The organism is Roseibium alexandrii DFL-11 (assembly GCF_000158095.2).
GTDB lineage: Bacteria > Pseudomonadota > Alphaproteobacteria > Rhizobiales > Stappiaceae > Roseibium > Roseibium alexandrii.
The window spans coordinates 1,353,072-1,374,871 of record NZ_CM011002.1; the positions used below are offsets into that span (position 1 = coordinate 1,353,072).

A 21,800-nucleotide genomic window follows, 5' to 3' on the forward strand; every position below is an offset into this window, starting at 1 on the left:
GTTAATAGTCGTGACTTATCAGAGACTTACTGTTATGACCCAATATGAAACGACAGAAGTCTGCGATTTCTTCTGATGTTTCAATTAGTTAGATGGGTCATTTTCGTGCAAACGCGCACTCTGACTCTGTTAGTCCTGGTTCGAATCCAGGTTCCCCAGCCAATCCCATCGATCGAGCCCGAACTGTTGATCGCGTGAAAGTGTGCTGTTGCAGCTGATGACAGCTGACCTCTCAGTATATACCCGCCCAGCTATCGGCGTGGTGGAGCCGGAGGGGCGGCGTCGATGAAACGTCTTGCGGCTTGTGCTTGGCGTGGATCGGCTTTCAGGAGCGCGGCATAGCCGTCTTCGGCGAGTTCCGGATTCCCGCCCCAGACACCAGACTGGATTGAGAAACGAAGAGCTTGCGGGTCGTTTGGGGCAAGCTCCATGAGTTTGCGCGCATGTCCGGTCATTTCCGCAAACCGGCCGCCGAGCTGGAGCGATACCAGCAACGACATGCGGGAATTGATGGAGTTTGGAACCTGTGCCACAGCTTGCCCATGCATCCTGATTGCTTCGTCGAACTGACCGGCCTGGGCCAAAATGCGCCCTGCTTTGAGCAACTGACCATGGTTCGCAGCTTTACTACAAATCGTTGTAAGATCGGTTGTTCCAGGCGCACCGGACTGCCCTCCTCCGGACTCATCGAGCAATGCCGCGCAGTCTTCAAACCCGCTCCCAAGTTCTTCGGTCACACGATCCGCTTGCCGGTCACTGCGCAGATCGAGAAGTTTGCTCACATCACCCAAGGGGATCGCTTCAAACCGGCCGTCACCACCACCAACGGCAATGCCGACCAGGCGGCCGGCTGCATCGACAAGTCCCCCGCCGCTGACACCCGGTTGCATTTGAGCCGTGACATGGAGACGGGCAAACACACCATCTCCTGCTGGAGGAGACAGCAGTTCGCCCGGATCAAACACCCGGACTTGCTTGCGCGCAATGTCTGCACCAATCGCGTAAAAGGCACCAGTACGTTCAGGCGACACCGCTGGCGAAGCATTCAGAGCCGGGATCACGCTCCCGTCGGGCAATCCGTCCACCTGCAATAAAGCAAGATCTCCGCTGTAAGCCGAAGGAACCACAATCGCCGTCTTTGGACCGGATGGGGTGTGCACGGTCGCAGTCTTCGAATTACCGACCACATGCCGGTTGGTCACCAACAAATCGTCTGCGATGCGTGTCGCGCTTCCCACGGGATCAAAACTGGACACCGGAAAAACACTCTGACGCATTTGACAGACGTCTTCAGGATACGGGCAGTCCGGATCTTTAGCCGTTTCCCGTTGAGAGGCGACCTGCGCGGTCTCTTCCGCAAAGGACAACGAAACGGTTTTTGTCTCGCCGGACCTTTGCAGCGTCAGGCTTACCTGATCTGTTGTCTCTGGCAATATCGCTACGGCAGCCGTTGCATCTCGTGGGCTCAAGACGCGCCGCGCGCCAATGGTCACAATTTGATCGCCAACTATTATCCCAGCTCTTTCTGCCGGGCCGCCACTATCAACGGACACAACTACGGGCGCAGCGATTTCGGCAAGTTGCGACCGGCGCGCCCTGTTGAGACGCCAGCCGGACTCCAGATAAGTGACACTCCCATCTGCCATCAATGCGTCGGTAACCCGCAGAAGGAGTTGCGACGAAACCGCGAAATTGACCCCTATGTTGGCATCGGCATCAGAGGCAAAAATGGCAGAGACCATGCCAACCAACTGGCCATCTTTGTCAACAAGTGCCCCGCCTGATGACCCCGGATTTGCGGCGGCATCCGTTTGGACAAAGTCTTCAACAGTGTTGAAGCCGGCATTGCTGACATTCAGGGCCGAAACCACACCGCATGTTATGGACAAGCCAAGGCCGAAGGCATTTGCGATCGCGCACACAGGTTGAGCAATCGCTGGAGTTTCAGCGATCTCGATGGGCTTGATCGGTTCATCGATACTTAGAAGAGCAATGTCGGTGGACGCATCCTGCGCCACCAACCGCGCCGGCAGGATACGACCATCTGAGAGCCGGACATCGATGCGTGTTGCCGGTTCGATCACGTGCCAAGCAGTTGCGATTAAGCCTTCGCGGACGACAACTCCGCTGGCTTCCGGGGCCCGCCCCGGCCGGGCTCCCGCGCCACCTTGCTGATGGCCAGGCCAAACGGGCAGAACGGAGACCACATGTTCAAGCGCAGATGCGGGAGAGGCCTTTGCAGGCGTCCCCGCCAAGAGGGCCGCTGCAATTGCTGCGACGAGACACGAGATGAAACGGGCCACTTCCCCCTCCGATATATTAGCCGTCGATGTCGTCAGTGCGGACTGCATACGGACATCAGCCCGTCCGGGATTGAACAACGATCCCGTAATTTTGAGCCAATCGCAACAACCTGAATTACGCTGACCGCGGCACTACGTCTTTGAATTGTTTTTACAACGATTTTATTCACGTATTTCCGCAACTAATTCGATTTCGCCTAGAGATTCTGCCCTATTCTCACTACTCTTGCTTTAGAAAAAGAATCATTGTCCTGGTGTGCGTGCTCATGACGTTTTTGTGCGAACAGGTTGTGTCGGAGATTGATCGTCACGACCTGAATTGCGACCCGCGTATTTTTCATGTCCTGCATCTCTTTCTGACAGAACCGGATTCTACGGTTGCACGGGAAGTTCAGCGTCTCATCGCGAGCGAAGAGGGTTTGACGGCCAAAGCGTTGCTTTTCGTCTACGAAAACTTCGTGCAGCCAAATGTCAGCTCGGAAAAACAATTCGAGTCGATGAAACGCTCACATGGACACCTTGATGCGATCCGGTCGTCCGCCGAAAACTCCGCTGAATTGTGCAAGGATGCGAAACGCAAAAGCGCAAAAGACGATGTCATCAAGGCCTTGTCCGACAACATGGCTGAAATAATCGCGCGCACGGCAAAGCTGGAGCAGGAACTTGCCGCCAGCCAGAGCGAAATCTTCACAGACTCGCTCACCGGCATTTACAATCGCCGCTACCTGGAGGCCGAGTTTGCTGCACGACACTCACGGCCAAGCCCAAAATACTTTTTGGCGTTGCTGGACATCGATCACTTCAAGAACGTCAACGACACCTACGGACACATCATCGGCGATCAGGTCCTGAAACTGGTTGCGACAGCCATCAAAAGCTTAATCCGCAGCCAGGATGTGCTTTGCCGCTATGGCGGAGAAGAATTCGCTATCCTCTTCGACAGTGCGGATGAAACAGAATGTGCGGATGTTGTTGAGCGGGTCCGCTTGGGCGTCACCAAGCACAAACTGGTCAACCGGAAGCAAGGTCACACGATCGGATCGGTTACGCTTTCCGCCGGTCTCGCCCTTGTCGAACCGGACGACGATTTCGACACTGCGCTGGAACGTGTGGATAGGCTTCTTTACAAGGCCAAACAGGCCGGGCGTGACCGCCTCGTCATTCAAACGTGACCCTGTAATCAAACTTTTATCAGAAACACTCAGCCTCTAGACCTCAGAGAAGATAGCCTTTTGAGGATCGGCCCGGTTTTATCCTCAAGAGCGCCGCCCTGCCCTGTCAGGCTTGATCCAATAAACGGATCGGCCGTTTCCGACAATTCAAGATACTTTTCTGCGAACAACCGGCGCGCGGAAAGACCATCCCAATCAACCGGCAAAACTGATGGCGGAAGCCGAGGATCTTTCAGTCGGATAGCTCTGAACTCATGAACCATGGCGAGCCTTATGGTGACGGTCTCCAAACCGGACAGACCAAAACAGTCCAGCGCCTCAATTCTTTTGTAAAAGGACCGATACCGGGCTGCCAATTGGTCCAATCCGAAAACCTTATTGAGCATTTCGGCGACTTCTTTTTCGCTTCGTTGATCAGGACACGCCTTGAAACAGGCACCTGATGTTATCCTGCTAGGCCGGTCTGCACCAACAAACAGAGTTTCGGAAACGGCTCCAAAACCTTGATCGGCGAGACCTTGGTGATCCGTCCGATCCGGTTGGACGATGAACAACAAATCGCAGTCACTGTCCGGCGGACCGAATATCTGCTCCGATGCTGATTGGAACTCTATTCCCGCTGCATCGGTCAGCCGGTAGTAGCTGCGCCGCCCATTGCGCGCGCCTTCAAGCTGCCCCCTCGCGACCAGGCGGGATACAGCCGTCCGTACCAACGACTCATTGACGCCAAACTGTCCGCACAGCGTGATCAGATCGCCCATCCACAAAGTGCCACCGCGCGGTTCCACGATGTCACCATATATGGTGACGATCAAAGGCCCCGCTTTGGGCGGATAAGACGGTAGAAGTTTTGGGAGAAGAATTGGCGCTGGCGAAGTCATTGATTGGTCGTTTGTCTGATTGGCGCCACCATAGACCTGACAGCGCAGCATTCCAAGCAATCTGCCCGAAACAGCGAAAGTCATAGCTTGCACGCCAATTCCATGAACGTTATACCGTTACATGTTACAAAGTAACACTTGATCAATTTCCCTGTTCCTCTGGATGACCTAATTAACCGCCATGCAAAACGCCCGAAAACTTCGCCTTGCTCTCGCTGCCTCGACCTTGCTTGCCGGGTCTGCCCTGACGGCTCCTGCGTTTGCGGATGGACCAAACGTCGTGACCACGATCAAGCCGGTTCATTCTATCGCCGCTGCTGTTATGGCAGGTGTCGGTACACCGCATATTCTGATTGACGGTGCAGCTTCGCCCCACGGGTTTGCGCTGAAACCTTCCCAGGCATTTCTCCTTCAAGGCGCCGATGTCGTTTTCTGGGTCGGGCCTGAGTTGTCTTCTTCCCTGGAAAAGCCCATCTCGTCGATGGCGGATAAAGCTGCACACGTCGAACTCCTAGACGTTGAGGGTATAGAGCAGCTGAAATGGCGTGAGGGTGACCAATTCGACAGCCATGATCATGGCGAACAGGACGATCATGGTCATGACGATCACGCGGATCACGGGCACGACGACCATGCTCACGACCATGAAAAGACCGCTGAAAAGCACGACAATGGCCACGATGATCATGACCATGACAAAGACCACGCACACGATGATGACGCGCATGAACATGAAGAAGAGCATGCTGCGCACGATGATCATGACGAACACGCGCATGAAGAAGAGCATGCCGAACACGATGATCACGGGCATGACCATGGGCACGATCATGCCGGCGGCAACGATCCACATATCTGGTTGAACCCGGAAAACGGCATTGCGATTGCCAACGCAATGGCCACCACATTGTCAGAAGTTGATCCAACCAACGCCGATACCTACCAGGCAAACGCCAAGGCTTTTGCTGAGAAGGTTTCTGGCCTGGAGGCCGAGATTTCCGCCAAGCTGGAACCGGTGAAGGGTCAGAAATTCGTCGTGTTCCATGACGCCTATCATCACTTTGAACACCACTACGATATTGAAGCCAGCGGTGCCATCACTGTAACCCCGGAGGCTTTGGCAAGCGCGGAGCAAGTTGCAGAAATTCAGTCCCGGGTGCGCGACCAGAACATTGTCTGCGTTTTCCGGGAACCGCAGTTCGATTCCAAGCTGGTGAACGTCGTGATCGAAGGCAGCAATGCAAAGGTCGGTGTTTTGGATCCGCTTGGCACTGAACTTGCCAATGGCCCGGACCTTTACCCGGCTCTGCTGACAGGCCTGGCAGATTCTCTGGCGGATTGCCTCAAGTCCTAATTGAAAATTCTGGACCCGCTTTTGCCCACCAGGCGGGCTCAGACAGCTGGATCGACAATGAGGCCGGCAGCCTCTTACCTGAGAAAACTGGGCACTTTTTCTTGCCCGATTAGAGCCCGGTCATAACAGCCTAAATGTTGGCCCCAGCCAACAGCACTCGTCCAGCAAAAAGCCCGCCGATACATTCGGCGGGCTTTTCTATTTTCAAAGGAACTGTTCTCAAGAAGCGCGGGCTTTGGCACGAACCTCTTCAGTTTTCTCCAGTGCCTTCAACAGGTACCGGTCGCGGTCATAAACGTCCGTGTAGAAGCCGATCGAGCCGTCCGCTTCCGGCCAGGCCGTGAAATAAGACACGTAGACCGGAATATCTCCGGTCACCTTTTCCTGGGCGTTCTGACCTGCGGCAATCCGGGACGACACATAGTCCGTTGATTTGCCCAAGACGGCTGCTGCCATGCCCTTTGGATCATGCAAACGGATACAGCCGTGACTGAATGCGCGCGTGTCCTTGTTGAACAGGCTCTTTGACGGCGTGTCATGCATGTAGATGTGGTGCCTGTTCGGGAACAGGATTTTCACCTCGCCGAGCGCGTTGGAGCGGCCCGGATACTGGCGTACGTTGATCGACTTCTTCTTGTTGGCAACCGCATACCAGTCGACAGATGCGGAGGACACTTTGCGGCCACCCGGCGTCGTCACTTCATAGCCGGCCTGATCCAGATAGGATGGATTGGCGGCAAGCTTCGGAATCATCTCATTGACGATGATCGAATACGGCACGCCCCAATAGGGGTTGTATTCAACAATCTCGATCTTGTCGTAGAAGAAGTTGGTCTGATTGGACTTCTTGCCGACAACAACGCGCATCGACATCGGGTCTGTGCCCGGCTGATGGTATGTTGCGGTGAACGCCGGCTGGTTGATGAACACCTTCCGCTCGCCCAGCTCTTCTGGAAGCCAGCGGCTCCGCTCCATTGCAAGCTCGACCTTGGCGATCTTGGCCGCATTGGTCTCGCCGACCATGGCCTTAATCGTGTTCTTGCCGACAATGCCATCTGCCGTGAGCTTCGCTTCCTTCTGAAAGCCCTTCACAAGAGCCACGAGTTCAGGCGTGTAAAGATCTGAGCCGTCATAGGCTGCAAGCGTCGCCTCATGGTCCGTTTTCAGCGTCTCGGAGCCATGTTTGGAAATTGCAGCAACGATATTCTTCATTTCCGGGCTGGACTTGCCCGCCTTGAGGAACGTGCCAGGCGCGATCACGATCTGGTCGGATTCTTCATCTTCGGCCTTGAGACGAGCCAGCTCCGCCGACAATTTCTTGAAGTGATCACTCTGCGGCTGATGGGCTTCCAGCGCGGTCGCGACATTGTCAGATGCCGTGAACTCTTCCAGCGCGCCAACAAGATCAACATCATGCCTTGGCAGATCGTGATACTGCGAAATCCGGTTCGGATCGATCCGGCCTCGGGTCGCATCGAGGACGTAGGTTAGCGCGGCTGCACTCAGCTCCATTTCAAACTGCATGACCGCCGCATCAAGGTCATCCCCTTCCAGCGAAGCGGTTGCCGGCAAGGCCACGACATAATCGGCCGGGTTCAAACCATAAGCGGCAGCGTTTCGCAGAGCACGGCGCATTTGCGCAGCCTTGGCTGTAGGCTTGCCATCTTTGACCCAAAGAAAATCAGGATATTCCCGGTAAAACGCGATCAGCGCATCGCCAACTTCCGGCAACACCGTCAGCTTGATGTCTTTCAATGCCGGGCGGGCTTCATCAAAGGGTGTCAAGACAACAGGTGCGGACGTGCTGATATCTGCATCATTGATGGACGCTGGGCTGCCGTCGGCCGTGGACGGCGTGACTTCCGCGGTTTTCTTTTCCGACAGGGGCGCAAGCGAGACGGTTTTGAAGGTGTCTGGCTTGTAGGTCAGGTACCGCGGGGCCGACACACGGACCTTGGTCGCTTTCTTGCGGCGCTGCTCCTGAAGTTCCCGCTCACGCTGGCGTTGCTGGGCTTCAGGGTTGAAAAGGCGCTGAAAAAAGCCCTGGGCTTCGGCATCAGCAACCGGCAGCGCGGTGAAACCTGTTGCCAGAACGCTTGCCATCAAGCCTGCCTTGAGGCCGGCGCCAATTGTTTGTCCAAAAGACAGTTTGTAGCCGGAGGCCGGTTTGCCGTGTGCCATCATGCTCGTTCGCATTGTCAAAACCTGTATTTCAAATTGTCCAACACAAACCAGGAGCGCCCAAGACCCTGGTCATTGTTCCTGCCTCGTTGGTCATCCGGGGCTGCTGTTAGAATATGAGCAGTCCTCGATCACCCGCACGGTCTTTCAGCCGCCCCTCTCGGGCATCCGGCGTGGACCGCAATTCGTGTCATTTTGTGAAAGAATACTACACCAAGCCGGTACGTAAGGTTAAGTGCGTAGGTACGGTGCAGGTTTCCAAATCACGTCAGTGTGACGTATTTGCATGTCTCCGCCTGGCGTGCCAGCACACCGGCACACGCCAGACGGGAATTTTAAAGACTTAAAACGGGATTTCATCATCCATCGGGCCGGAGCCACCGCCGCCGGACGGGCCACCGAATCCGCCGCCCGAAGATCCGCCGCCGTAACCGCCGCCGCCGCCGCCGAAGCTACCGCCACCACCACCGGAGGACCCGCCGCCAAATCCGCCGCCGCCCTGGTCATTGCCGTAATCCGGAAGTCCGCCGGGCTGACCGCCGCCTTCACCGCGGCCGTCAAGCATCGTCAGATTGGAGTTGAACCCTTGCAGCACGACTTCGGTCGAATACCGGTCCTGCCCGGACTGGTCCTGCCATTTACGGGTCTGCAGCTGGCCTTCCAGGTAGACCTTGGAGCCTTTGCGGAGGTAGTTCTCCGCCACCTTGCAAAGGCCTTCATTGAAGATGACCACACGGTGCCATTCGGTTTTCTCGCGGCGCTCTCCGGAACTGCGGTCACGCCAAGATTCCGACGTGGCGATGCGCAGGTTGGCAATCGGCCGGCCATCCTGTGTACGCCGGATTTCCGGGTCCGCTCCAAGGTTCCCAACCAAAATGACTTTGTTGACACTTCCCGCCATACTCAGCTCCTGTTTGTCTTTTTGCTTCCGGCCCAGCTTTTTTGGCAGCAGCACGGCCTGATGCCCTGAAGAGGCGCAGCTTTATTGGGCCACACCCTAACGATCTCCTCGCATCATCGCCGCCACTTTTTCCGCATGCCCCCCATTTTCCACAATGTTGAGCACTTACCGGGTCTCGAATGCGCCGCATCACTGCACCTGCGTAGGCAGCATCGAAACCCCACGACCTATCTCCAACAGGTCTCAGTCCTCAAAATGGTGCGCGATTAGGATATATGTACTTGTTTTGTTCCTATCATCTTTGTATCTTGGGCGCAATTTTCGCAGAACCTTTTCGGCTTCCTGGTGACCTTGAACAGCATTTTCCGTCGCTGCCCATCTAGAAGCCCAACTGGAAACTGCTATATCGGGTCCGAGTGGCCCGCCCTGCCCGTTTAGCCGGACCGAATTCATTCTTGAGCCCAGACTGGGCGGCCTGCAAAAGACCAGAAAGACACGTAATATGACGACGCCGAAGGCCCCTGACACCGACAGCTGGAAGAACGACCCGACCAAGGTGCTCAGCGTCCGCGGTGCTCGTGAACACAATCTGAAAAACGTCGATCTCGATCTGCCGCGAAACAAGTTGATCGTGATGACCGGATTGTCGGGCTCGGGGAAGTCTTCCCTTGCCTTCGATACAATCTATGCGGAAGGCCAGAGGCGTTATGTGGAAAGCCTGAGCGCTTATGCCCGCCAGTTCCTGGAAATGATGCAAAAGCCGGATGTCGACCAGATTGATGGTCTTTCCCCTGCGATCTCCATTGAGCAGAAGACAACCTCCCGCAATCCGCGCTCCACGGTCGGTACGGTCACAGAGATCTACGACTACATGCGCCTCCTGTTCGCACGCGTCGGGATACCCTACTCACCGGCGACCGGGCTGCCGATCGAGAGCCAGACCGTCAGCCAGATGGTGGACCGGATCATGGATCTGGACGAAGGCAGCCGCCTCTATCTGCTCGCGCCAATGGTTCGCGGCCGCAAGGGGGAATACCGCAAGGAACTTGCGGAGCTGATGAAAAAAGGTTTCCAGCGGGTCAAGATTGACGGAACCTTCTACGAGATTTCCGAAGCCCCGGCCCTCGACAAGAAATTCAAGCACGACATCGACGTGGTCGTGGATCGGATTGTCGTGCGCGATGATATCGCGGGCCGTTTGGCTGATTCCCTTGAAACTGCGCTGAAACTTGCCGACGGCATTGCCATTGCCGAGTTTGCGGGCGAAACGGTAGAAAACGGTGATCCGAAGCGGATGATCTTCTCCGAGAAATTCGCATGCCCGGTTTCCGGCTTCACGATTTCGGAAATTGAACCGCGCCTTTTTTCTTTCAACAACCCGTTTGGTGCCTGCCCCACCTGCGACGGCCTTGGCACAACGCTTGCCTTTGAAGAAGATCTCGTTGTTCCGGATCACACCTTGTCTTTGCGGGAAGGCGCGGTTCTGCCCTGGGCGAAGACCGGAACAACATCGCCGTATTACACCCAGACGCTCGAGGCCCTTTGCAGCCACTTTAATGTGTCAATGGCAACGCCTTGGAAAGACCTGACCGCCGAGGTTCAAGAGGCCGTCTTGCACGGCACTGGGAAAACGGCAATCGAGTTCGTCTATGACGACGGCGTGCGGAGCTACCGCACCGAAAAACCGTTCGAGGGCGTCATCGGCAATATCGAACGGCGCTGGCGCGAGACCGAATCGGCCTGGGTGCGCGAAGAACTGGCCCGCTTTCAATCGGATCACGCCTGTCCGTCCTGTCAGGGTTTCCGTCTGAAACCTGAAGCCCTGGCTGTCAAGATCGCAGACCGGCACATCGGCCACATCACGGAGCTGTCGATCCGTGACGCCGCACTCTGGTTCGATGCTCTCCCTGAAAAACTCAACGACAAGCAGACCGAGATCGCCGGGCGTATCTTAAAAGAGATCCGCGAACGGCTGAAATTCCTCAACGATGTCGGCCTTGAGTACCTCTCAATGGCCCGGTCCTCCGGCACTTTGTCCGGTGGCGAAAGTCAGCGCATTCGTCTCGCCTCGCAGATCGGCTCCGGCCTGACCGGTGTTCTTTATGTTCTCGATGAACCCTCCATCGGGCTCCATCAGCGCGACAACGCTCGTTTGCTGGAGACGCTTCGCCACCTCAGGGATCTTGGCAATACGGTCATTGTAGTCGAGCATGACGAGGATGCCGTGTTGACCGCCGACTATGTGGTTGATGTCGGCCCCGGCGCTGGGGTTCATGGCGGCCAGGTCGTTGCGAAGGGCACGCCGCAAGAAGTCATGACCAATGGCAACTCGCTGACTGGCCAGTATCTGTCCGGCGCAAAGATGATCCCGCTGCCTGCAGAACGGCGCAAGATCAACAAGAAACGCAAGATTTCCGTAAAAGGCGCGCGTGGCAACAACTTGAAAGATGTCGATGTCGACGTGCCGCTCAGCACGTTTACATGTGTCACCGGTGTATCCGGTGGCGGCAAATCCACGTTCCTGATTGACACACTCTATAAGTCAGCCGCCCGCCGTTTGAATGGCGCGCGCGACAATCCGGCACCACATGACCGCATCGAGGGCCTTGAAGTTCTGGACAAGGTAATCGATATCGACCAGTCGCCGATTGGCAGGACACCGCGCTCGAACCCGGCAACTTACACCGGCGCTTTCACACCGATCCGTGAATGGTTTGCCAGCATGCCGGAGGCCAAGGCCCGTGGTTATCAGCCTGGCCGTTTCTCGTTCAACGTCAAGGGCGGCCGATGCGAGGCCTGTCAGGGCGATGGTGTCATCAAGATTGAAATGCACTTCCTGCCGGACGTTTACGTCACGTGTGACGTCTGCAAAGGGAAACGCTACAATCGGGAAACACTGGAAGTGGAATTCAAGGGCAAATCCATTGCCGATGTCCTCGATATGACAGTTGAAGAGGCCGCCAGCTTCTTCTCCGCCGTCCCAGCCGTGCGCGACAAGATGGAAACTCTGGCGCGCGTCGGGTTGGGCTACATCAAGGTGGGCCAACAGGCCACAACGCTCTCAGGCGGTGAAGCGCAGCGGGTGAAGCTTGCCAAGGAATTGTCGAAACGATCCACGGGCAGAACACTCTATATCCTTGATGAACCGACCACCGGACTGCACTTCCATGACGTTGCCAAACTCCTGGATGTGCTTCACGAACTGGTCGATCAGGGGAACACCGTTCTGGTGATCGAACACAATCTGGAAGTCATCAAGACAGCAGACTGGATCATTGACCTTGGACCAGAAGGCGGCGATGGCGGCGGTACGATCGTTGCGGCCGGCCGGCCGGAAGATGTGGCGTCTGTCAAAGAGAGCTACACAGGCCAGTTTCTTGCAGAATTATTACACCGCAGGCCACACCGGGCGACTGATGCTGCTGAATAAAATGGCAACCTGAAATGCGGAGCTGCATTGCTCCGCAACATATAATTCCAAGTATTTGTTTTTACTTTTTATTCCGATATATTAAATCGATTAGTTTGATTATATTTTTTGCAATGCACAAAACGCATGTCAGGCATGCAGATGCGGCACTTCTTTAAATTTGGCTGGTGAAATATATATGGTTTCAACAACGACGCAGCGGGTTGGAAACGACACCTCTGCCAATAAGGAAAAACAAAATGTTCGATACCGTTGTACGCAAATACAACAACTGGAAATCCTACCGCCGTGCGGTTGACGAACTTTCCAGCCTGTCCAGCCGCGAGCTGCAGGATCTCGGCATCAGCCGGGGCGACATAAAGTTTGTTGCCCGCCGCAGCCTTCAGGGCTGATTGAAAATTTAGAGATCGCGTCCCGAGGCACTCCTCCTCCCAGCCAACGGACGTGTGACACGCAGGGCATCCTCCTCCCAGCCCTGTCACGTCGAAACAACGCCCGCCAGTACCTCCTCCCACTGGCGGGTGTTTGTTTGTCTAGCGTCCGGTTTTCCCAAACGCATTCAACTCCCCAAACTTCAGACGCCGAAGCTCAGCCACCGATTGGTCGTGTGCGTTTGTGCATCCGCTGGCTTCTGCGTTCAGTAGACGTGGCCTTCCGCATTTTAGGGATTATCTTGTTGGGGAGAGCCGCCTGAGATCTCGCTTTTTTCTGTACGGCTCGGACCTCATTCCTGGTGCCCATAGCCGCTCGCTCAAGCCTGCTCCGCAACTAGCCGTGCTGCAGTGTTCAGCACTCCCATGCGCTGAACGTCAGACTGAGGCGTTAACTCTTTATTAACTTGCATTTTTTGCATATCAGCTTCGCGTTTGCCCCTCTACCTCGCAGCGCACAAAACACCTATTTCCCCGCTGTAACGAGATGAACGGGCCAGTCGCCGATCCGCGGTGTCATGGCCATTAGATAAAAAAGGCCAGAGCCATGATCGATAACGTTGTACGCAAATTCAACAACTGGAAAAGCTACCGCCGGACCTACGACGAACTGTCCAACCTGTCCAACCGTGAGCTGGACGACCTGGGCATTGCCCGCGCGGACATCGCGCGCTACGCCCGCGCCGCCATCAAGTAATTCAGTTTCGCGGTCAAAGGCATCCTCCTCCCAGCCAATGACCGTGATCCTCTGCGGGTTTCCGCAGACCTCAAAAAGCGCTTGCCGGATCCTCCTCCCACCGGCAGGCGTTTTTTTATGTGCTCAGGAACCAGCGGTCACCCTCGGCCAACCAATGATCGATTGGCATGATATCCGGACGTTTGCCATTGGCATTGACCCAGGAATCAACGGCATAAACCGTACCGGTTTTCTTTTCGGTGACTGTCGCAGTCGCATGAGGATAACGGCCATCAAGAAAAAAGCCGCGCGCAACGGGAGCGCTCACGTCGTGATGCCTCAGCATCTTGTGTTTTTGGGTAACTAGCAGAAGCGACGTAGTGTTCGTGCTCTCATCGATACAGTCCATTTGACCGGATACACCCGCGTTTTCAATATCAAATCCACCGACATCTTCTTCAGATCCGACCGTTACGGCAACGCGGCGCTCTTGCCATGCGACCGCATGCGCAATTGCCTGCCGCTCGGCACTTGGCGATGCCCTGCCGGACACCAGAATCACACGTAAACGAGCAAGATCCTGCCGGGAATACTCAACAGGCGTTTTGTAGACGCAACCAAATCCATGACAAATGTAAACTTTGTTTGCTTTGGGGGGGACACCGTCGTGTGTACCAAACCAGCCGGTCGCTTCGCTGGTAGACTGGCTGGCGCACGCAGTGACAATCAACAGTGCGGCAACCGCCATGATTGCTGTAGGGGACAGCGGAGAGAACATCAGGATACCTCTGGCGAGGATGATTCACTTGCCGGATACGCTGGCGACTTGATGGGATTGGATGTTGCGGTGATTCTTCTGCAGCAATCAATGCATAAGCAGCCGAGTGACCAAACCAGCAAAAGCTCGTTCTTCAAAGAGAGTCTGTCCGGTAAACCCAACCTTGCGATCATCCTCAATGATTCTGGTGGCTTTGAAGAACTCGAAGAATGTCTGATTGGCGGCGGCAAGGAGCTTGTAATAGGTCTCAATATACCGCTCTGGAACCGGGCCTGGCCGCGCAGCGTTCCTTCGGGTAAACCCATGGAATACCAACCGGCCCTCTGGGGCCATCCAGCGTTCGTCTGCGGCAAGGAACAAGAAGGTGCAGCCTGACATGCAGGTGTCTCCTGCCGACACTTGTGCGACAACGCGCGTGCCTTGGTCCTGCGCCGATCTTATGATGTCCACCAAGCGAAAAGATGCCGCAGCATCGCAGCCTTTGGGGAGATTGAGATGCAAATACACTGGCGATGTGCGATCACCGGCCATTGCCAAATCCAGCAGGGCTTCCACCAAATTCCGGTTCAAGGCGCCCGGGCTGTAATCCGCAATCTCGCCACTCAGCACAAGGTGGTTGGCAAACCGTTCAATTTCGACAGCATTCGCTCGTCCGGGCATAAGAAAGAAGACCAACGACGCCATCATCAGTCCAAACCCAAATAAAGACCATTCTCCCATGCGAATGCCGCTGATTACGGCGTGATACGTTGTCGGTGTATTTGATTCAATTCCGGTTCGAGATTCCTTCCACATAGGGATACCTCCGCGCACAGTTTAGGCGCACTTTTTGCGCCTTTTCATAAAACTGTCATTGTTAGCCGGGAGGCTGCAAGTGTTATTCTTGCGAAAATTTTCTTTTGCCGGGCAAGCAATTAATGTCTTGTCACACTGCACAAAAACTCAGCCGGCTAGATATTGGAAATCGAGGTTTCGCATCAAAGACCTGCCGACACGAACAGCTCTTTCGTCGGTTTATCGGGGTTTGCGAACCTCTTTGCCCGAACCGTTGCGATGAATTTGTTTTCCCTGTAATCAGGGCGCAAGAGAGAGTGGCCTTGTCGATGCCAGGAGACCCGCGCATACGAATCGGGCCCGCAAACCGTTCCAAGGCTCGAAATTCCAAAGGAAACTGCCATGCCCCCCATCCATGTGATTGGCGGCGGCCTTGCCGGGTCTGAAGCTGCCTGGCAAATCGCCAAAGCCGGATTTGACGTTGTGCTGCATGAAATGCGGCCGGTTCGCAAAACAGAAGCCCATCAGACCGACGGATTGGCCGAGCTGGTCTGTTCCAACTCCTTCCGCTCAGATGATTCTGAACAAAACGCTGTTGGCCTGATTCACCATGAGCTGCGCCAGCTTGGTTCGCTCATCATGGCCTGTGCCGATGCCAATCAGGTTCCAGCCGGCAGTGCGCTGGCCGTTGACCGGCATGGCTTTTCTGATGCCGTGACCAAAGCGCTGGAAGAGCATCCCCGAATCACGATCTCGCGAGATGAAGTCGCCGGCTTGCCGCCGGAAGACTGGGAAAAAGTGATCATCGCAACTGGCCCTCTGACATCGCCTGCACTGTCGGAAGCCGTGCTTGCCAAAAGCGGTGAAGATGCGCTGGCCTTTTTCGATGCCATTGCCCCGATCGTTCATTTTGACTCCATCGATCTCGACAAGGCCTGGTTCCAGTCGCGTTACGACAAGGTTGGCCCGGGCGGTACTGGCAAGGACTATCTCAACTGCCCGTTGGACAAGCAGCAGTACGAGGCGTTCATCGACGCCCTGATCGAAGGCGACACGGCCGACTTCAAGGAATGGGAAGAGAATACTCCCTACTTCGACGGTTGCCTGCCGATCGAGGTAATGGCGGCGCGCGGCAGGGAAACACTGCGGCACGGGCCGATGAAGCCGATGGGTCTCACCAACGCCCACAATCCCGATGTGAAAGCCTATGCTGTCGTCCAGTTGCGTCAGGACAATGCGCTCGGCACGCTCTACAACATGGTAGGGTTTCAAACGAAGCTGAAATACGGTGCCCAGGGCGACATCTTCAAGATGATCCCGGGGCTGGAAAACGCGCAGTTTGCCCGTCTCGGCGGTCTCCACCGCAACACCTTCCTGAACTCACCGAAAGTCTTGGACGATACCCTGCGTTTGAAGGCGGACCCGCGCCTGCGTTTTGCAGGCCAGATCACCGGCTGTGAGGGCTATGTCGAATCAGCCTCTGTCGGCTGCATGGCCGGACTGTTCGCGGTTATGGAAGCCAAAGGGCAGGACATCATCACACCGCCGCAAACGACGGCCATGGGCGCACTGCTTGGTCACATCACAGGCGGTCATATCAGCCGGGATGACGGAGCTGGAAAACCACGCTCATTCCAGCCGATGAACGTCAATTTCGGCCTGTTCCCGTTGGTCGAAGCGCCAACAAAAGACGCTGACGGCAAGCGCATCAAGGGCAAGGAAAAGTCGAAAGCCAAAAAGCTGGCGATGACACAGCGTGCCAAGACAGACTTTGCCGCCTGGCAAGCGCAGATCGGCCCTGTCCGCGAAGCAGCTGAATGATCTCTAAACGGAGCTGCTATGCACTATTATCACGATAAAAAGAATGCGGTCGCGTATGCGGAAATGTGCGTTGGCTATGACGCCGCTGTGCAACTTGAAATCCTCTTTAACGTATTGCCCGACGGAGCCGAAGTCCTTGAGCTGGGGTCCGGGCCTGGCAACGATATGCAACTTCTGGATTCGCACTATCAGGTAACGGGATCGGACTATTCTCCGGCTTTTGTTGATATGCTAACAGCCCGCTTTCCTGACCAGACCGTAATGTCTTTGGACGCTGTGACGATAGCAGCCGACGGCCCCTTTGATGCGATTTACTCAAACAAGGTACTCCACCACCTCAGTGATGAAGAGCTGGCAGCCTCCTTTAGCCGTCAGGCCCAACTACTAACACCCGGTGGATTGGTGTTTCACCTTGTCTGGAGCCGCCTGGAGGCACCAGAAGACGAAACCGGACTCATTTATGAAGCCAGAAATGAGGTTGCTTTGGAAGAAGCGATGGGAAGTGCATTCGAAGTGCTGGAAACTCATTCTTTCGGTGAGTTTGATGCTGATGACTCCTTAGCCATATTGGCGAAGAAAAAATAAGGACAGTACGGACAAGTGTCTTTAGGCAGTCCGGTTCCGGCTCAGCTTCTATAGTACAGCTGTGATGTGACAGAGAGCCTTACTCACCCCTACCTGCAACCCACGTTAGGGCCAGCCGTTCTGTGCTATTAATGAACTTTTCTTTCCCGGAGACGTAGCTGTCCCAGTCTCCGCCGTCGATTTTGGAAAGTTTGCGCTTCAAATTGCCGTATTCACCAGCTGTTTCGGGATGCGCGATCAGATAATCCCGGAAAGCCAGGTGCCGGATCGCGTGATCCGACCCATTCAAAAACACATGAAGGTGATGGGTCCGGCGCCTGTCCGCGTTGAATTTGCGGAAATAGCGCCGTCCCGGAATACCGTAAGCGCCCATCGCCTCATAGCCGAGCAACTGCATGGCCGGCTGCGCCTGATCGCAGGCCTCAAGGCTTGCCACTTCTGCCATCAGATCAATGATGGGTTTTGCGACCAATCCCGGTACAGCCGTGCTGCCGATATGATGGATGCTGGTGAGATTGTCTCCCAGCACACGCGAGATCCGAAGCGCCTCGTCCTCAAACTGATCCGCCCATTCCGGCGCATGCTCCGTCAGCTCGACCATGTCCCTCACCAAGCTCGCTCGTTTCGGTGCCTAAAGGCTGGCGACCGATTTGCCGCTTGCGCGCCACAAGATCCACTGACGGCGCAGTTGCGAGAGTTCCGCAACGTCCTTCAATGGATTGAAGTCGGCAGCTTCCATCTTTTTCAAGAAAGGTTCAACCAACGACAGCGGGAGGAACGCCGCCCGACAGGTATCGGGAACATCGCTCGCAGCTTGTTTGACCCGGGACATGTGATGGCGCACATGCGCCCGCATCTCTGAAAGCGCAGCGGCAAGCTCCGGGGTTGCCTCGCCTTTGAATACGGTCCGCAGGTCAACGCCGTGGCGATCCAAAACGTCTTTCGGCAGGAACATTTGGTGGCGGGAGGCATGCCAGGGCAGCGCACGCATGAGGCCGGTCATGCCGTACGCCACCCCCGCGTGACCCGCCGCTGTTGCAGTACCAGTATCTTCACCGTTGTTGAGCACCCAGCAGGCAAGCTGGATCAACCCGGACACCGTCTCACCGGTATACCCCTCCAGATCGTTGAGGTTCGGCATCGGATCATTGTAGAGATCGAAGATCCGCGCTTCCGTCATGGCGATCAGGCCGTTTTTTGGAAGTTTGTAGCGATCAATGGTCTGAGCGAGCGCGGAGGCAACCGGATTGCCGTCAACTGCGCCATGGGATGTTCCCTCCAAAAAATCCCGCCACCATTGCAGCCGGACTTCCCCCGGCAAGGGCTCCGAGACGATTTCCCGGATCCGGGAAATTTCTGCATTGAAGCCATAAAGCGCCATCAGCCCCGGGCGATGGTCTTCCGGTGCAAGCAATGCGCTCAGATAGCGATCCTTGTCGTATTGGCGCACGACATCCGCAGCGTGTTCAAAGTCCTCGGCCATAAGGGCTCATATGGAATTGTGAGAGGGTTTAGTCCACTGCCAAAAGAGCAGCAGCAACGGCGCGTCCCTCAGACAGGAGAACGTTGTATGTCCGAACAGCTGCACCAGTCGACATCGGATCAGCCAGAATGCCTGCCTCCCGGAACGCCCCCTTGAGATCGGCGCTGAGCGGCGACAAGTCCGGTCCGGTCCCGACCAGCAGAACCTCGATGTCGGGCTGTTCTTCGATGACCCGGTCGAAAGCCTCGAGGCGGAACTCAGCCGGCGTTGTCAGGTTCCAGCCATAGATCCCGCTCGGTACGCACAAGAGAGAGCCGCGATGAGACATTTCAGCAAACCGGAACCCGCCGTCGCCATAAGCGTCCAGCGGGGCCCGGCCCGGGAAATGAGCATCGCGGATTTCGAGGCCTTTCACGATCAGGCTGTTGCCTCCGTGCCCTCATCTTTCCCGCCATCGTCATCCTTGGACGACAGGGCGTCCGGACGCAGGTTCAGCAGGATCAGGAACGGCGCGGCCAGGAAGATCGACGAATAGGTACCGATCACAATGCCGAAGATCATCGCGAGCGTGAACGACTGGATCACTTCCCCACCGAAGATGTAGAGCGCCAGGAGCGCCAACAACGTCGTGACAGAGGTCATGGTTGTCCGCGACAAGGTTTCGTTGATCGACTGGTCGAGGATCTCGGTGAGCGGCCGTTTCTTGTATTTGCGCAAGTTCTCCCGGATCCGGTCATAGACCACCACGGTGTCGTTCAGCGAATAGCCGATGATCGTGAGGACCGCCGCTATACTGGATAGCGAGAAGTCGAGCTGCAACAGCACAAACAAGCCGATGGTAACGACAACGTCATTGGCAGTCGTCAGGATCGCGCCGACGGCAAAGTGCCACTCAAAGCGGAACCAGATGTAGAACATGATGGCCAGAAGGGACGCCGCCACCGCAATCGCCCCTGCCCGCGCCAGTTCACTGGAGACCCTTGGTCCAACCACTTCCACCCGGCGGAAGTCGACATTGTCATCCGCAAAGATCGTGCGCACCTTAGCGACTACAGCCTGCTGCGCCAATTCTCCGCCCGGTTGTTCTTCGATCCGGATCAGGATGTCATCCGGCGCGCCGAACTCCTGGACCTGAATATCGCCGAGCTGCAGGCTCGACAATTCGGACCGGATAAAGCCGATGTCGGCAGGACCATCGGTTTTGATCTCGATGATCGTGCCGCCCTTGAAGTCGATGCCGTAGTTCATGCCGACGGTGAAGAAACCGGCGAGCGATGCCACGACAAGGACGATGGACAGCGGAAAACTGATCTTCCGCAGCCACATGAATTTAAAATGCGTGTTGTCCGGAACGAGTCTCAGCAACATTTTTTGTTTACTCCCGGATCAAATCGGCAAGACGGACGGACGGCGGTAGCGGACCCAGAGGGCCACCATCAACCGGCTGAACGTGAAGGCGGAGAAGACCGTGGTGAAAATCCCGATCGCCAGTGTCACCGCAAAGCCGCGCACCGGTCCAGACCCAAGCTGGAACAGGATGACGGCTGCGATCAGCGTCGTGATGTTGGCGTCCAAAATGGTTCCAAGCGCGCGCTTGTAACCGGCGTCGATCGCCGTAATCGCCGAGCGACCTGCCCGGGCCTCTTCGCGGATGCGCTCAAAAATCAGCACGTTGGCATCAACCGCCATACCGATCGTCAACACAATACCCGCAATCCCCGGCAGCGTAAGAGTTGCCTGCAGGGCCGTAAGCGCACCGAAAATCAGGAACATATTCCCAACAAGCGCAACATCGGCAATCACCCCGAACCGGCCATAGGCAAGGATCATGAAAATGATCACAAGCGCGCCTGCGATGATCGAGGCCATTTTACCCGCCTCAATGGAATCAGCGCCAAGGCCCGGACCGATGGACCGTTCCTCGATCACGGTCAGCTTTGCCGGAAGCGCACCCGCCCGCAGCAGCACTGCAAGGTCGTTCGCGCCTTCAACGGTGAAGTTTCCGGAAATCTGACCGGACCCACCAGTGATCGGCTCACGGATAACCGGTGCGGAAATAACTTCCTCATCGAGCACGATGGCAAACGGACGGCCGACGTTTTGCTGGGTCACAGTTGCGAACTTACGGGCGCCGGATGTGTTGAAGCGGAAGTTGACCACCGGTTCGTTGGACCGCTGATCGAAGCTGACTTGCGCATCAACGAGGTCTTCACCGGCCAGCAGCGGCGTTTCTTCCAAAAGATACGGCAGGGGCGGATCGTCAACCGACATCATGACCACGGTTCCAACCGGCGGACGGCTCTGCATGGCCTGATCGCCGGACATGGACGTATCGACCATGTGGAAAGTCAGCTGTGCGGTCTGGCCGACAAGATCCTTCAAACGCTCCGGATCGTCTTCGCCTGGGGCTTCGACAAGAATCCGGTCTGTCCCCTGACGCTGGATGTTCGGCTCTGTCGTGCCGAGTTCGTCAACACGGCGGCGAATAACCTCGATCGACTGTTGTACGATGTTGGTCATCCGGTCTGTGAGACCTTGATCTGAATACGTAAAGCGTACGAGGCCGTCATCGCTGACCGACAATTCGAATTCGTCGACTTGCTGGCCGCTGAAAACGTTGGACACGAGCGGATTGACCAAAGGTTCCAGCCGTTCTTCGGCTTCTGCCAGCCGTGTCAGGTCGCGAATCCGAACCTGAGCAGCATCGCCCTGTACACCAAGGCCCGTATAGCCAATGCGCGGGTTTTCACGGAGCGCAGCACGGATATCGCCAACAAGCGCCTTCATGCGCTTTTCGATGTAATCCTGCTGATCGATTTCATAGAGAAGATAAGCGCCGCCCTGGAGATCGAGACCCAGAACCATCTGGTTCTTCGGCAAGAAATCCGGCCAGCTTTCGAGAGTTTTTGCAGAAAAGAAATTCGGCAGAGTCGTTACGATGCCAGCGGCAACGACAAGAACGATCAGCGCAATTTTCCAGCGTGCGAAATAGAGCATGGTCTAGCCTTAAAAGCGGACGGGCCGAAACAC

18 protein-coding genes are annotated in these 21,800 nt (G+C 56.0%); 7 read left to right on the forward strand and 11 right to left on the reverse strand.

All coding sequences use genetic code 11. From position 1 onward, the window contains the following. Positions 1-251: 251 nt before the first annotated feature. On the reverse strand, positions 252-2,303 hold the full coding sequence (locus SADFL11_RS06350; protein ID WP_050776109.1) for a trypsin-like peptidase domain-containing protein: 2,052 nt from the start codon (positions 2,301-2,303) through the stop codon (positions 252-254). Positions 2,304-2,569: 266 nt separating this feature from the next. On the opposite strand from SADFL11_RS06350, the gene SADFL11_RS06355 reads away from it, so the two are divergent. After that, positions 2,570-3,475 carry a GGDEF domain-containing protein gene (locus SADFL11_RS06355; RefSeq protein WP_008194061.1) on the forward strand — a complete coding sequence of 302 codons (906 nt, stop codon included), beginning with the start codon at positions 2,570-2,572 and terminating at the stop codon, positions 3,473-3,475. A gap of 29 nt (positions 3,476-3,504) precedes the next feature. On the opposite strand, the gene SADFL11_RS06360 is transcribed toward SADFL11_RS06355, so the two are convergent. Continuing rightward, entirely contained in the window at positions 3,505-4,440 is a 936-nt protein-coding gene (locus SADFL11_RS06360; protein WP_050776108.1) for a PaaX family transcriptional regulator C-terminal domain-containing protein, read from the reverse strand. A 97-nt stretch (positions 4,441-4,537) separates the two neighbouring features. Here SADFL11_RS06360 and SADFL11_RS06365 point away from each other — a divergent pair, with 97 nt between their 5' ends. Next, positions 4,538-5,710, forward strand: coding sequence for a zinc ABC transporter substrate-binding protein (locus SADFL11_RS06365; protein ID WP_008190467.1), 1,173 nt, complete (start codon positions 4,538-4,540; stop codon positions 5,708-5,710). Positions 5,711-5,929: 219 nt separating this feature from the next. On the opposite strand, the gene SADFL11_RS06370 is transcribed toward SADFL11_RS06365, so the two are convergent. Continuing rightward, positions 5,930-7,906 carry a L,D-transpeptidase family protein gene (locus SADFL11_RS06370; protein WP_008189876.1) on the reverse strand — a complete coding sequence of 659 codons (1,977 nt, stop codon included), beginning with the start codon at positions 7,904-7,906 and terminating at the stop codon, positions 5,930-5,932. Between the two features lie 328 nt (positions 7,907-8,234). Continuing rightward, positions 8,235-8,792 carry a single-stranded DNA-binding protein gene (locus tag SADFL11_RS06375; protein WP_040453384.1) on the reverse strand — a complete coding sequence of 186 codons (558 nt, stop codon included), beginning with the start codon at positions 8,790-8,792 and terminating at the stop codon, positions 8,235-8,237. Between the two features lie 502 nt (positions 8,793-9,294). Between SADFL11_RS06375 and uvrA the strand changes: the two genes are divergently transcribed. The 3 genes from uvrA (at position 9,295) to SADFL11_RS06390 (ending at position 13,350) form a co-directional block, all read left to right on the forward strand. Next, entirely contained in the window at positions 9,295-12,222 is a 2,928-nt protein-coding gene (gene uvrA / locus SADFL11_RS06380) for an excinuclease ABC subunit UvrA (RefSeq protein ID WP_008195457.1), read from the forward strand. Between the two features lie 239 nt (positions 12,223-12,461). Beyond that, entirely contained in the window at positions 12,462-12,614 is a 153-nt protein-coding gene (locus tag SADFL11_RS06385) for a DUF1127 domain-containing protein (RefSeq protein ID WP_008192717.1), read from the forward strand. A 586-nt stretch (positions 12,615-13,200) separates the two neighbouring features. Next, on the forward strand, positions 13,201-13,350 hold the full coding sequence (locus SADFL11_RS06390; protein ID WP_008194643.1) for a DUF1127 domain-containing protein: 150 nt from the start codon (positions 13,201-13,203) through the stop codon (positions 13,348-13,350). A gap of 115 nt (positions 13,351-13,465) precedes the next feature. On the opposite strand, the gene SADFL11_RS06395 is transcribed toward SADFL11_RS06390, so the two are convergent. Both SADFL11_RS06395 and SADFL11_RS06400 read right to left on the reverse strand, forming a co-directional pair. Further along, complete coding sequence (locus SADFL11_RS06395) at positions 13,466-14,107, reverse strand: hypothetical protein (RefSeq protein ID WP_008195531.1); 642 nt, start codon at positions 14,105-14,107, stop codon at positions 13,466-13,468. An 87-nt stretch (positions 14,108-14,194) separates the two neighbouring features. Then, positions 14,195-14,902, reverse strand: coding sequence for a S49 family peptidase domain-containing protein (locus tag SADFL11_RS06400; RefSeq protein ID WP_134852927.1), 708 nt, complete (start codon positions 14,900-14,902; stop codon positions 14,195-14,197). 381 nt (positions 14,903-15,283) lie between these two features. On the opposite strand from SADFL11_RS06400, the gene trmFO reads away from it, so the two are divergent. Both trmFO and SADFL11_RS06410 read left to right on the forward strand, forming a co-directional pair. Then, positions 15,284-16,702: a methylenetetrahydrofolate--tRNA-(uracil(54)-C(5))-methyltransferase (FADH(2)-oxidizing) TrmFO gene (gene trmFO, locus SADFL11_RS06405; protein WP_008197288.1), complete on the forward strand. Its 1,419-nt coding sequence runs from the start codon at positions 15,284-15,286 to the stop codon at positions 16,700-16,702. A gap of 18 nt (positions 16,703-16,720) precedes the next feature. Beyond that, positions 16,721-17,287 carry a class I SAM-dependent methyltransferase gene (locus SADFL11_RS06410; RefSeq protein WP_008194403.1) on the forward strand — a complete coding sequence of 189 codons (567 nt, stop codon included), beginning with the start codon at positions 16,721-16,723 and terminating at the stop codon, positions 17,285-17,287. 79 nt (positions 17,288-17,366) lie between these two features. On the opposite strand, the gene SADFL11_RS06415 is transcribed toward SADFL11_RS06410, so the two are convergent. From SADFL11_RS06415 to secD, 5 genes are read right to left on the reverse strand one after another with little or no spacing between them, the layout of a single operon-like run. Continuing rightward, positions 17,367-17,888, reverse strand: a complete 522-nt coding sequence (locus SADFL11_RS06415; protein WP_008194423.1) for a GrpB family protein — start codon at positions 17,886-17,888, stop codon at positions 17,367-17,369. A gap of 30 nt (positions 17,889-17,918) precedes the next feature. Next, positions 17,919-18,770, reverse strand: coding sequence for a phytoene/squalene synthase family protein (locus tag SADFL11_RS06420; RefSeq protein ID WP_008196222.1), 852 nt, complete (start codon positions 18,768-18,770; stop codon positions 17,919-17,921). 28 nt (positions 18,771-18,798) lie between these two features. Further along, a complete protein-coding gene (locus tag SADFL11_RS06425; protein WP_040452005.1) occupies positions 18,799-19,188 on the reverse strand; it encodes an Mth938-like domain-containing protein in 390 nt (129 codons plus the stop codon). Further along, a complete protein-coding gene (gene secF / locus SADFL11_RS25555; protein ID WP_040452003.1) occupies positions 19,188-20,138 on the reverse strand; it encodes a protein translocase subunit SecF in 951 nt (316 codons plus the stop codon). The genes SADFL11_RS06425 and secF overlap by 1 nt, the downstream gene beginning before the upstream one ends. An 18-nt stretch (positions 20,139-20,156) precedes the next feature. Then, positions 20,157-21,767, reverse strand: a complete 1,611-nt coding sequence (gene secD, locus SADFL11_RS25560) for a protein translocase subunit SecD (protein WP_008188918.1) — start codon at positions 21,765-21,767, stop codon at positions 20,157-20,159. Positions 21,768-21,800 lie beyond the last annotated feature (33 nt).

What these genes read in the sequence shown, in the direction of transcription:
- SADFL11_RS06410 (WP_008194403.1), top strand. Translation starts at nt 16,721, where the DNA reads ATGCACTATTATCACGATAAAAAGAATGCGGTCGCGTATGCGGAAATG.
- SADFL11_RS06400 (WP_134852927.1), bottom strand. Translation starts at nt 14,902, where the DNA reads ATGTGGAAGGAATCTCGAACCGGAATTGAATCAAATACACCGACAACG.
- SADFL11_RS06390 (WP_008194643.1), top strand. Translation starts at nt 13,201, where the DNA reads ATGATCGATAACGTTGTACGCAAATTCAACAACTGGAAAAGCTACCGC.
- SADFL11_RS06385 (WP_008192717.1), top strand. Translation starts at nt 12,462, where the DNA reads ATGTTCGATACCGTTGTACGCAAATACAACAACTGGAAATCCTACCGC.
- SADFL11_RS06375 (WP_040453384.1), bottom strand. Translation starts at nt 8,792, where the DNA reads ATGGCGGGAAGTGTCAACAAAGTCATTTTGGTTGGGAACCTTGGAGCG.
- SADFL11_RS06420 (WP_008196222.1), bottom strand. Translation starts at nt 18,770, where the DNA reads ATGGCCGAGGACTTTGAACACGCTGCGGATGTCGTGCGCCAATACGAC.
- uvrA (WP_008195457.1), top strand. Translation starts at nt 9,295, where the DNA reads ATGACGACGCCGAAGGCCCCTGACACCGACAGCTGGAAGAACGACCCG.
- SADFL11_RS06395 (WP_008195531.1), bottom strand. Translation starts at nt 14,107, where the DNA reads ATGTTCTCTCCGCTGTCCCCTACAGCAATCATGGCGGTTGCCGCACTG.
- trmFO (WP_008197288.1), top strand. Translation starts at nt 15,284, where the DNA reads ATGCCCCCCATCCATGTGATTGGCGGCGGCCTTGCCGGGTCTGAAGCT.
- secD (WP_008188918.1), bottom strand. Translation starts at nt 21,767, where the DNA reads ATGCTCTATTTCGCACGCTGGAAAATTGCGCTGATCGTTCTTGTCGTT.
- SADFL11_RS06415 (WP_008194423.1), bottom strand. Translation starts at nt 17,888, where the DNA reads ATGGTCGAGCTGACGGAGCATGCGCCGGAATGGGCGGATCAGTTTGAG.
- SADFL11_RS06355 (WP_008194061.1), top strand. Translation starts at nt 2,570, where the DNA reads ATGACGTTTTTGTGCGAACAGGTTGTGTCGGAGATTGATCGTCACGAC.
- SADFL11_RS06370 (WP_008189876.1), bottom strand. Translation starts at nt 7,906, where the DNA reads ATGCGAACGAGCATGATGGCACACGGCAAACCGGCCTCCGGCTACAAA.
- secF (WP_040452003.1), bottom strand. Translation starts at nt 20,138, where the DNA reads ATGTTGCTGAGACTCGTTCCGGACAACACGCATTTTAAATTCATGTGG.
- SADFL11_RS06360 (WP_050776108.1), bottom strand. Translation starts at nt 4,440, where the DNA reads ATGACTTTCGCTGTTTCGGGCAGATTGCTTGGAATGCTGCGCTGTCAG.
- SADFL11_RS06365 (WP_008190467.1), top strand. Translation starts at nt 4,538, where the DNA reads ATGCAAAACGCCCGAAAACTTCGCCTTGCTCTCGCTGCCTCGACCTTG.